This is a genomic window from Pseudomonas sp. H1_D05, from assembly GCF_054682705.1.
The window spans coordinates 6,455,243-6,466,696 of the sequence record NZ_CP162825.1 but is presented as its reverse complement, the minus strand read 5'-3'; the positions used below and the strand labels follow the sequence as shown (position 1 = coordinate 6,466,696).

Below are 11,454 nucleotides of genomic sequence, written 5' to 3'. Positions count from 1 at the left end.
AATTTTTCTCTGCACTTGCCGGATTGGCAAAGTGGTGTAACCCGAATGCTTAGGGAAGTTTTGAACAAATGACCACGACAAATCGTAAAGGTATCATTCTCGCCGGTGGTTCGGGTACTCGTCTGCATCCGCTGACGCTGGGTGTGTCGAAGCAAATGTTGCCTATCTACGACAAACCGATGATCTTTTATCCGCTGTCAGTTTTGATGCTGGCGGGAATGCGTGAAATCCTGATCATCTCTACGCCGGAAGATCTTCCATGTTTCCGCAAGCTGCTGGGTGACGGTAGTCTCTACGGCATCAAATTGACCTACGCCGAACAACCAAGCCCGGATGGTCTGGCTCAGGCGTTCATCATCGGTGAAGAGTTCATTGGTAGCGACCCTTGCTGCCTGATCCTCGGTGACAACATCTTTTACGGCCAGCACTTCTCCGACAACCTGCGTTCTGCCTGTGCCCGGCAGGATGGTGCGACCGTGTTTGGCTACCATGTTTCCGATCCAGAGCGCTTTGGTGTGGTGGAGTTCGATGCATCCGGCCGCGCCCTGAGCATCGAAGAAAAGCCGCTGAAGCCAAAATCCAGCTACGCAATAACCGGTCTCTATTTCTACGACAACCAAGTCGTCGACATTGCCAAGAAGATCAAGCCTTCCGAGCGTGGCGAGCTGGAAATCACCGACGTCAACCGCGCTTACCTCGAGCAGCAGGCACTGAATGTCGAAATGCTCGGGCGTGGTTTCGCTTGGCTAGATACCGGCACTCACGACTCTCTGCTTGAGGCTAGCCATTTCGTGCACACCATCGAACAGCGCCAGGGCCTGAAAGTCGCTTGCCTGGAAGAAATTGCCTACCACAACGGCTGGATCACTGCCGAGCAGTTGGGTGTTCAAGCTGAAGCCTTGAGGAAGACTGGTTACGGCCAATACTTGCAGAAGTTGCTGGATTCGCCTTCTCACTGATTCGTAAAAACGAAGTTGTTCGAGTGAGAAAGATTAACCAGTCCGAGCAGGAAAGTTATGCCAGTAAAACGTCTCAATGTTGCGGTTTTGCTGGCAGCCTTCAATGGAATGCAGTGGATTGAAGAGCAACTCGCCTCGATTCTCGGCCAAACTGGTGTTGATGTAAGTATTTATATCAGTATTGATACTTCTACCGATGGAACCGAGGCGTGGTGCGCGGCATACGCGTCTCGACATCCCGGCGTTTTCGTGTTGCCGCCCGCCGGTTCGTTTGGGGGCGCTTCGCGGAATTTTTTCAGGCTGATCCGTGATGTGGCTATCGAGAGCTACGATTTCGTCGCATTTGCTGATCAGGATGACATCTGGTATCCGGACAAGCTTGAGCGGGCGGTGCGCGAGATTCGGTCACGCGCGGTGGATGCCTATTCGAGCAATGTCGTCGCATTCTGGCCGGACGGCCGCACCCATCTGCTTGATAAGGCGCAGCGCCAGACACCCTGGGATTTTCTGTTTGAAGCTGCTGGCCCGGGCTGCACGTATGTGCTGAGTCGCACATTCGTCAGCGCCCTGCGCACCGCGATGCTGGCTGACTGGCAGGAATTACAGCACGTCAGTCTGCATGATTGGTATTGCTATGCGTTTGCCCGAAGTCGGGGCTTCAAATGGTTTATCGACCATCGACCGTCCATGAGTTATCGCCAGCATGAACGAAATCAGGTCGGTGCCAATACCGGTCTTAATCCACTGATTGCGCGCTACAAGACTATTCACGACGGATGGTGGTTTTCCCAGGTCAGAAGGATCGTCCGTTTGGTCGGACTTGAAAATGATCGGTTTGTCCGACGCTGGCTGCCATTGGGGCGGTGGCAGATGCTGACCCTTTCACTGAGTGCCTGGAAGTGTCGTCGTCGAGTGCGCGACAAGATATTTTTCTTCTGTGTTTGCTGGGCTACAGCGGTAATTGGAAACAAAGCCAAATGAGCGCTCCTCGTGTTTTAGTGACAGGTGCTACCGGGTTCGTCGGTGAAGCGCTCGTATTTCGTTTGTTGCGCGATAAGGTATTTACGCCTGTCGCCGCCGTTCGTGGCGAAACGAGGTTAGCCGGTCTTTGTCCGGTCGTGGCGTTCGGGTTGGACGAAAACTCCCCGCTACCGCCTTTGGAAGATGTTGATGTAGTCGTCCATTGCGCGGCGCGCGTGCATGTCATGAATGAAGTGGCTGCAGATCCGCTCGCGGCGTTTCGACAGGTCAACGTCGAAGGCACCGCGCGACTTGCCCGTCATGCGGCGAGATCCGGAGTCAAACGCTTCATTTTCATCAGCTCGATCAAGGTCAACGGCGAGGCAACATTACCGGGTGCGCCGTTTTCTGCTGATGATACGCCGGCGCCGGTCGATCCTTACGGTATATCCAAGCGTGAAGCGGAGGGCGCATTAAGGCAGATCAGTCAGGACACAGGGATGGAAGTTGTGATTATCCGACCGCCCCTGATCTATGGCCCGGGCGTCAAAGCCAACTTTCTCAATATGATGCGTTGGCTTGAGCGCGGCATACCGCTGCCTTTTGGTGCGATCAACAATCGTCGCAGTCTGGTGGCTATCGGCAATCTCATTGATCTGATCACTGTGTGTATCAAGCATCCCGCTGCTGGCGGCCATGTGTTTCTGGTCAGCGACGCGGAGGACCTTTCTACAACACAATTGCTTCGGCGAATGGCGGGCGCGCTGGGCGTCAAGCCTCGCTTGTTGCCGTTGCCGTCCTCGTTGATGACGGTGGGGGCAGCGCTGATCGGGCGACAGGATCTGGCGCAGCGTTTGTGTGGCTCTCTGCAAGTCGATATTGACAAAACCCAGTGCCATCCTTGGGTGGTTGCCGGCGACTAGCGTGGATCAAGCATTGCGTAATACGGCAGGGCACTACCGTGCGAAGCAGTGCTGAAGCTGATAATGGCTCTCGCTACGTGGAGAACTTGGCAAACTGCCACCCTATTTTGCTCAAAGGCCGCTTGCTACCCTAAGCTCGCAGCGCAAGGGGGGGCATCAGAAATATTGGAGCCATGCGCTCATTATTATCAATGTTAAAATCTCCGGGTCTGAGTCGGCGATAGGGTAGGCGTAATGTCACGGGGTTATCAAATGGCGTTGCTTCATCGTTATAATTGCAAATTTTGCGCAGCTTGGAGCAGCGTGTGAGCCTGTTTTATGTGGCTTGTTCGACTGTCCAGGTTTTCGTATCTATTGAACGAACTTGCGCAGGCAAAGTTTTATCATTTCAGCAACGGAGTGCTCGGTGGTAGCCCCCCTTTCCCCGGTTGTCCAAAACAACAGTTTGGATCGCCGCTGTATAGACGATAGTCAGCAAGATTCGGTGGCGCATTTGGGATGTGTTGCGATTCTTGTCTGTACGTTCAATGGTGAGCGCTTTTTGGCTCAACAACTGGAATCCATCGCTCGTCAAACTTACCCCCACTGGTTTGTAGTGGTCTCGGACGATGGTTCATCTGACTCGACATTGGCATTGCTTCGCGAGTTCGGTGATCGTTGGGGGCATGACAAACTATTGATTCAGCACGGCCCGGGGCGTGGTTATGCAGCCAATTTCCTCACTGTTACCTGTGATGAGTCAATTGATGCCGACTTTTATGCGTGGGCGGATCAGGACGATATCTGGCAGCAAACAAAGCTGGAAGTGGCTTTGAAGCGATTGGCGCAAGCGCCGGTCGATGTGCCCGCGCTTTACTGCGGCAGAACCGAGCTGATCGACGAGCGCGGTAATCACATTGGCCTTTCACCCTTGTTCAGCCGGCCCATGGGATTTTCCAATGCATTGGTGGAGAGCGTCGGGGGCGGCAACACGATGGTCTTCAATGACGTCGCTCGTCAGTTGTTTCAGCGAGCGGGGAGCGGGGTGGATATCGTGTCGCACGACTGGTGGGCGTACCTGCTGGTGAGCGGAAGCGGTGGACGGGTTCTTTACGATTTTTCACCGACCGTTCTTTATCGCCAGCATGACGCCAATCTGATTGGCGCGGCTTCGGGGTTGAGCGCCCAGATCGGTCGTTTGCGCATGTTGTTTCGTGGTCGTTTTCGCGGCTGGAATCAAAAGAATGTTACTGCGCTGGAGTCGAATCGACTGCAGCTCAATGAAGAAAGCAGGATGAGGCTGGATTGTTTCCAGCGGGCGCGTCGCTCACGTGGCTTGTCCCGGATCATCTGGTTACGACGATCCGGAGTGTACCGGCAATCCTTATGGGGCAATCTGGGGCTGATGCTGGCGACGCTGTTCAATGGAATTTGACACTCACGTTGCTTTGGCCCCTTTCAGGAATAATTCTGTGGTCACTCAAGTAGTCATCAAACAAGAGCGTTTGCTGGGGAAGCTGGACTCCCTCGGTTTTTTTGAGGTTTGTGCACAATGCTGAATTTTTCAACATCGCCGAAGGAGATGGTAGGCGGCATCTGGCGCAACAGAGGCCTGATCCGGGCGCTGGTGCAGCGGGAAATTGTCGGGCGCTATCGCGGATCCATCATGGGCATGCTGTGGTCGCTGTTCAATCCGATCGTCATGCTAGTGATCTATACATTCGTTTTCAGCGTCGTGTTCAAAGCCAGGTGGAGTGTAGACAGTAGCTCCAAAACCGAATTTGCCCTGATGCTGTTTGCCGGGTTGATTGTGTTCAACCTGTTTTCCGAGTGCATCAATAGAGCGCCAGGACTGATCGTCGGCAACGTCAACTATGTGAAGAAAGTAGTGTTTCCGCTGGAAATTCTCCCTTGGGTAACCTTGGGCGCTGCGATGTTCCACTTCCTTGTCAGCCTGAGCGTCTGGTTGGTTGCCTACCTGATTTTTTTCGGCAAGTTGCACCTGACAATTCTGCTGCTGCCGGTGTTTCTGGCGCCGCTGCTGATTTTTGTCATAGGCCTCGTCTGGTTCCTCGCCTCGATGGGCGTATATCTGCGAGACGTCAGTCAGATCATTGGGGTATGTACCTCGGTTCTGATGTTCCTATCGCCGATTTTCTACCCCATCACCGCGCTGCCGGAACAATACCGGCACTTGCTGTTTCTGAATCCTCTGACACCCGCGATCGAAGATACGCGAGCGTTGCTTTTCCGCGGTGAACTGCCCAGCTTCATTCACCTCGGTTTCTACTATATCGCTGCAGCTCTTGTCTTCTGGCTAGGATTTGCGTGGTTCCAAAAAACGCGTAAAGGATTTGCCGATGTCCTCTAATACAGCGATTGCCGTTAACGGTCTGAGCAAGTGTTTTCATATCTACGACAAACCGAGAGATCGGCTGCTGCAAATGTTCGCGCGCGACCGTCGGCAATACTTTCGAGAGTTCTGGGCGTTGCAGGATGTCTCCTTCACCATCAACAAGGGTGAGACGGTCGGTATTCTTGGGCGCAATGGCAGTGGTAAGTCGACGCTGCTGCAGATGATTTGCGGCACGCTCAATCAGACGCATGGTGACATCCTCACGCACGGCCGTGTGGCCGCCTTGCTAGAGTTGGGTTCTGGCTTCAACCCGGAATTCAGCGGACGTGAAAACGTTTACATGAACGCTGCGGTGCTCGGTCTTACGCGTGAAGAAACCGATGCGCGGTTTTCCGAAATCGAAGCGTTTGCCGAGATTGGCGAGTTTATCGATCAGCCAGTCAAGACCTATTCCAGCGGCATGATGGTTCGACTGGCATTTGCGGTAGCGATTAACGTTGACCCACAAATTCTGATTGTCGATGAGGCATTGTCTGTCGGCGACGAGTTGTTCCAGCGCAAGTGTTTTGCCCGCATCGAAGCGATCAAGGCCAGTGGCGCAACGATTCTGTTCGTATCGCACTCTGGCAGTGCGGTCATTGAACTGTGTACCCGCGCCATTCTTCTGGATAAAGGCGAGAAGCTTGCTGAAGGTGTGCCCAAGGTCATCGTCGGTCAGTATCAGAAGTTGCTGTACGCGCCGGCCGACAAGGTCAGTGTCATACGTGAAGAGATCAAGTCCGGCGCCCTGGAGCGACGTGAACTTGAGGCTGAGGCGAAACGCTCGGCGGTCGCCGTCGAGGCATCACAGGCCTCGGACAACGGGTTGGAGGAGTACTACGACCCGCATATCGTTTCCAAGAGCATGATGTCCTATGAGTCGCACGGCGTTCTGATCAGCGATTCACGCATCCTCAATGCTGCCGGACAGCAGGTCAATTGCCTCAAGCGTGGCGACACCTATCGATATACATATCGAGTGGCATTTGCGACAGGTGCCGTAGCGGTTCGTTTCGGCATGATGATCAAGACATTGGCGGGCATCGAAATTGGTGGTGCTGCGAGTGCGGCTGGCGCCCAGGACTCTATTACGTATGTCGCCGCCGGCAGCGAAGTTCAGGCCGAGATTGCGTTCCAGTGTAACTTGAATCCGGGAACCTACTTCCTCAACTGTGGAGTAGTAGGCGTCGTGGGCGAGGGCGAAACATACCTTCACCGATTGACCGACGCATGCCTGTTTCGTGTTCTGCCGGAAACCGCGAGTACCGCCACCGGTACGGTCGATTTCAAATGTATTTCAGCTTTTACCATTTCAAGCGTTGAGCATAATTAATCTTATGGACCATAAACAAATAGTCGTCGTTCTGGGCATGCACCGAAGCGGTACGAGTGCCATTACGCGTGGTTTAAAAGTCCTTGGCGTCGACCTGGGCGATAACCTGTTGCCTGCAGAATCGGGCAATAACGAAAAAGGCTTCTTTGAAGACGCAACGATCACTGCGTACAACGAAGAGTTGCTGGCCGCTTTGGGCCACGCTTGGGATAGTCTGGTGCCGATCAGCCCTGAAGAGCTGAACTTGCCGATCACCCAAAGCCACAAGATTCGCGCCATCGAGCATCTGCGTGAGAAAGTCGCCCACATCAAGTGTTTCGGCGTAAAAGACCCGCGCATGGCGAGACTACTGCCGTTCTGGCAGGAAATCTTTGCCGAGCTGGGTCTGAAGGTCAGCTACGTGGTCGCCTTCCGTAATCCCAAGAATGTGGCTTACTCGTTGGTCAAGCGCAATGAGTTCGAAGTGGAGAAGGGCTACTTTCTCTGGCTCGAGCACATGCTGTTCAGCTTGAAGTACAGCCAGGGTGCTTCGCGGGTTTTTGTCAACTACGAGCTGATGCTTCAGGCACCTGAGCAGCAGTTGCGCCGTATTTCCGAGTCGCTGGATTTGCCGTTCGACCCGCAAGGGCCGGAGTTCCAGGAATATCAGAACAAGTTTCTCCAGCACTCGCTGCAACACAACAGCTTTACGCTGAATGAGCTCAGCAAGGATGCCAGCGTTCCTGCCGATGTTCTGAGCCTGAGCCTTGTGCTTTTGCAACTGTCGCGTGATGAGCGTGCAGATGATCAAGCCGTTGTCGATACAGTCAACGAACTCTATCAAGCAATGATCGAGCGCTTGCCGGCGTATCGCCTCATGCGTCATTTCGATGTAAGCAATACGGAACTGAATGCGCAACTGAGCCTGCAAGGCAAAAGTCTCGAAGCACTGGAAGCTGATCACAGCGCACTTGCCACTGATCTCGGAAAGCTTGAGACGAGCCACGCTGAGCTGAAGGCTGATTATTCAAAACTGAGCGATTATCGTCTCTGGCTTGAGACTCAACACGATTCTTCCAAATCGATGCTTTCCGAGTCTGAGGGATCGGTTCAGAGCCTTGAGGCTGACTTGCATCGGTATGCGTCCGGGCGGTTTTTGCTCAAGTCACTGGTTTCGCATATTGCCGAGCGATTCGGCTTGCGGTATCGAGGTGATCATCCCGCCGAGAGCGAGCTGTTTGATGCCGAATATTATCTGAGTACCTACGAAGACGTTCGCGCCGCCGGTGTCAATCCGTTGCAGCACTATCTGGAGCAAGGTTGGCGCGAAGGTCGTGATCCTTCGGCAGGTTTTTCCACCAACGCGTACCTGGAACATTATTCGGATGTGCGACTGCGGCGTGTCAATCCGCTGATCCATTACTTGCGCCACGGATATTATGAGGGGCGGTCGATTTACGATGTCAAAGGTCGTAACTACCACCTTTCCCGTACGGTCAGCCGCCACCGCGTTGTCGTGCAGTTGTTGAATCTGGTTTCGCAACAGCCGGAGTTGCTGGGGCGCTTTGTCCGTGAAGCACGACGTGGTGGATTGCGTCATGCCTTGGCGATTGCTGCCCGCAAGCTCAAGCGCAGTCAGAAGCGACTTGCCCTGAGCCAGGTCTCCAAACAACTTGACGATGCTGCATTGACTGAGTACGAAGTACTGAAAGTCGTGCCTTACTATCTGGACCCTTATCTTCCCGAGGCTCCAAAAACTGCTTCCGCAATGGTTGCCGTTCACCTTCATTTGAGCAGTGAGCAAATGTCCGGGGACTGGCTGGGATACCTCAAGAATATCCCTGTCGAGTTCGATTTGTATGTTTCGCGGATTGGCAGTGACAATTCTAGGTTTGATGATAAACCGCTGCGCACTGCCGTGCCTCTGTTGCGCCAATTGGTTGTTGATGTCGTCCCTGAGCATGCTGGCGCTATTGCATCGCTGATTGCCCAGTTCGGTGATCGCCTCAAGGACTACGACGTTGTCGCGCACTTGCATGACGAAACCGGCAACGACGACGGTTCGGGTGTCAAAGAGCGTCTTGATCTCCTCTGCGGCTCGCCTGCCAATGTCGGCCAGATTCTGCAATTGCTCGGTGGCGACGCGAAAGTGGTTTATCCCGTCGACATCCGAGCTGAGTCTGCGGACTACCATCAGGCTGGCTGGAGTGATGCCGGAAACGTGATTGCCACGGTTCTGGAAAAGTGCACGGAAGTGGACGCCAAGAGTTTCCCTGGCGCGCAATTCCCACGTGCGGGTCTGTTCTGGGCGCGGGTCGGCACGATCATTGATCTGTTACAACTGCCGTTACAGTTTGAGCATTTCGTAAATGCCGACGACGCTGTTGCGCCGGACATGTTGAGCCGTACGCTGCAGCGCTTGGTGCTGGTCAATACAACAACCAGTGAAGGGCGTAATTATCAGCTGGAAGCGCCGCAGATTTCTCACGAGCCGCGCGACTACTACGAGCCGCAGGTTGATTACTCGGCCAGCATCAAACACGACACGGTCAAAGTACTGGCGTATTACCTGCCTCAGTTCCACCCAACGCCTGAAAATGACGAATGGCACGGAACCGGGTTTACCGAGTGGCACAAAGTTCGTTCGGCCAATCCGCTGTTCTTTGGGCATTATCAGCAACACGTTCCGCACGAGGACATCGGGTACTACCACCTCGATGGCCCGGCGCAGTTGCAGCAACAGGCTGAAATGATGCAAAAGTCCGGTGTTCATGGCCTGATTTTCTATCATTATTGGTTCACCGGCCGAATGATCCTTGAGAAGCCGGCACAGATGCTGGTGGCCAATCCCGAGATCAACATGCCGTTTGCCTTTTGCTGGGCGAATGAAAACTGGACTCGCCGTTGGGATGGCAACGAGCAGGAAATTCTGCTCGGTCAGGTTTACTCGAAAGAAGATGCGCGTGGCTTCATTCGCTATCTCATTCCGTTCTTCAAAGACGAGCGCTACATCAAAGTAGACGGGCGTCCGATGCTGCATGTGTATCGTCCGTCGTCGATCGAGCATATCGAAGAATACCTGGAAGTCTGGCGCGAAGAGTGTGAGAGCGCCGGCCTGAAGGCGCCTTACATGGTGGCGACATTGACGCGTGGTGCGACGCAGCCTCAAGACCACGGGATGGATGCTGCGGTTGAGCGGGTGCTGCACGACTGGACAGCTGACGCTGTACCAGATACTCGCAACCAGTTGCGTCCGTACTGGCCTCTGGAAGGTAACGTCATTAACTACGGTGAAGTTGCCGACCATTACATGGCACAAGATCTGGGCAAGGATTTCACCCTGTTCCGGTCTTTGGTTCCTACGTGGGATAACACCGCTCGTTACGGCAACAGAGCCTATGTGCTGAACAATTTCACTACGGAAAAATTCCAGAGGTGGATGGAGTTTTTGGTCGACTATTCCGAGCAAAACCTGGCGGAAGATCGTCGATATGTCGTCGTCAACGCATGGAATGAATGGGCCGAAGGCGCACACCTTGAACCGGATACGCGCTTCGGTTACGGCTACCTCAATTCCATCGGTCGCGCGTTGTCCGGTCAGCCGTTTGCAGCGATCAGCCATTGTGTTCCTGCCACCGATTTGAAGCTCAACGTGGCTTTGACACCCGAGGCCCAGGCTCGTCTGGACGCCGAGCCGGAATCGGCTCGCAAGTTCCTTGCTTGCCTGGCCAGTTCGAGCGTGCTGCACAACTGCTCCGTCACCGCCGACAATCCCCAGCTCCAGCAGGTATTGCAGGCGCAAGGCGTGAATACTCATGGCCACCAGCCCGCTGATGCCGAGTTCACGTTGGTGTTCAGTGACATCTGCCTGTTTCCTGCGACAGCCATCGAGTCGTTGCTGAAAATGGCGAAACGACACAAGGGCTATTCGGTGTCGGCCAGTGTGCGAAATGATCCGCTGTTCGTGCAGGGGGAGGGGACTGTCAATCTCAGCATCGATGCAAGTCAGGTGGCTTGCATGGAATTGCAACTGACGGCTCCGGCAGTCGGGTACAAAGTATGTTGTGAGGCCGCCTGTTTCCGTCTTCTGCCGGAGAGCGGCATCCAGGGCGCAGCGCTCGATACGGTATCGACTATCGTGCGTTACCACCGTCGTGGCGACCGCGCTTCGCTGATCAATGCGCTGCTGTCGTTGATTGCCCAGTCCGGTTGCCGAGTGCTGCCGGTGCTGGCTATTCAGGATATGGATGACGAAGAAATTGCGCTGCTGCAGGCGCAACTTGATCAACTGCCGTGGAGCGAGCATTGCGCGCCGCTGATTCGTCGTTACTTCTCTACAGAGCAAGCCCCGGATCTGCGTTCGCTGATGCTGAACGATGCACTGAAAGCTGTTGGCAGTGGTTATGCGGCATTTCTTGATTACGACGACATGTTGTTTCCGTGGGCTTACAGCTCACAGATCGAGCAACTCAAGTCCAGCGGCAAGAACGCAACCTTTGCGCGGGTTTACTCCACAATGGTGGATTCGGTGACCGGTTGTATTATCAAGCGCGACAAAATTTATGACTACGGTGAAACCTATCGCGATTTCATCGAGCATAACCATGCACCGCTGCACAGTTTCCTGCTGGATCTTGATCAGTGCGATCTGCAAGCCATCACTTACTTCGATGATATGAAGTACATGGAAGACTACTATCTGACGATGCAGTTGTTCACTCGCGACGGCACCGATTGGGCGTCGCTGCGCACGTGTGACTTTATCGGTGATTACATTCACCGAATTGGCTGCGACACGCATACGCTTGCACTGACTGACGAGCAACAGCGTCTCGACTTGCTCAGTAGTGAGTCTTATCGCATTTGCGAGGCCCGCATCAAGGCCTTGCGTGATCGTCTACTGCCCCACGTGTAGTGCAGGAGGCC

General features: G+C 54.2%; 6 protein-coding genes and 1 pseudogene. All 7 read left to right on the top strand.

The annotated features are described in order from the left end of the window. Nucleotides 1–68 precede the first annotated feature (68 nt). The 7 genes and pseudogenes from rfbA to AB4O11_RS28995 all read left to right on the top strand — a co-directional run bounded on the left by rfbA (nucleotide 69) and on the right by AB4O11_RS28995 (nucleotide 11,443). Nucleotides 69–959 (top strand): glucose-1-phosphate thymidylyltransferase RfbA, encoded by an 891-nt coding sequence (gene rfbA, locus AB4O11_RS29025; protein WP_093435282.1) that lies wholly within the window; start codon nucleotides 69–71, stop codon nucleotides 957–959. Between the two features lie 57 nt (nucleotides 960–1,016). Beyond that, nucleotides 1,017–1,940: a glycosyltransferase gene (locus AB4O11_RS29020; protein WP_257355773.1), complete on the top strand. Its 924-nt coding sequence runs from the start codon at nucleotides 1,017–1,019 to the stop codon at nucleotides 1,938–1,940. After that, nucleotides 1,937–2,897, top strand: a pseudogene (locus AB4O11_RS29015) (UDP-glucose 4-epimerase family protein). Before AB4O11_RS29020 ends, AB4O11_RS29015 begins: the two are co-directional and overlap by 4 nt. Nucleotides 2,898–3,248: 351 nt before the next feature. Continuing rightward, on the top strand, nucleotides 3,249–4,256 hold the full coding sequence (locus AB4O11_RS29010; protein WP_093435275.1) for a glycosyltransferase family 2 protein: 1,008 nt from the start codon (nucleotides 3,249–3,251) through the stop codon (nucleotides 4,254–4,256). Nucleotides 4,257–4,373: 117 nt separating this feature from the next. Continuing rightward, nucleotides 4,374–5,192, top strand: a complete 819-nt coding sequence (locus tag AB4O11_RS29005) for an ABC transporter permease (RefSeq protein WP_008079795.1) — start codon at nucleotides 4,374–4,376, stop codon at nucleotides 5,190–5,192. Then, nucleotides 5,182–6,549 carry an ABC transporter ATP-binding protein gene (locus AB4O11_RS29000; RefSeq protein ID WP_093435273.1) on the top strand — a complete coding sequence of 456 codons (1,368 nt, stop codon included), beginning with the start codon at nucleotides 5,182–5,184 and terminating at the stop codon, nucleotides 6,547–6,549. Before AB4O11_RS29005 ends, AB4O11_RS29000 begins: the two co-directional genes overlap by 11 nt. Further along, nucleotides 6,536–11,443: a glycoside hydrolase family 99-like domain-containing protein gene (locus AB4O11_RS28995; RefSeq protein WP_460129723.1), complete on the top strand. Its 4,908-nt coding sequence runs from the start codon at nucleotides 6,536–6,538 to the stop codon at nucleotides 11,441–11,443. Before AB4O11_RS29000 ends, AB4O11_RS28995 begins: the two co-directional genes overlap by 14 nt. The last annotated feature ends 11 nt before the right edge of the window (nucleotides 11,444–11,454 follow it).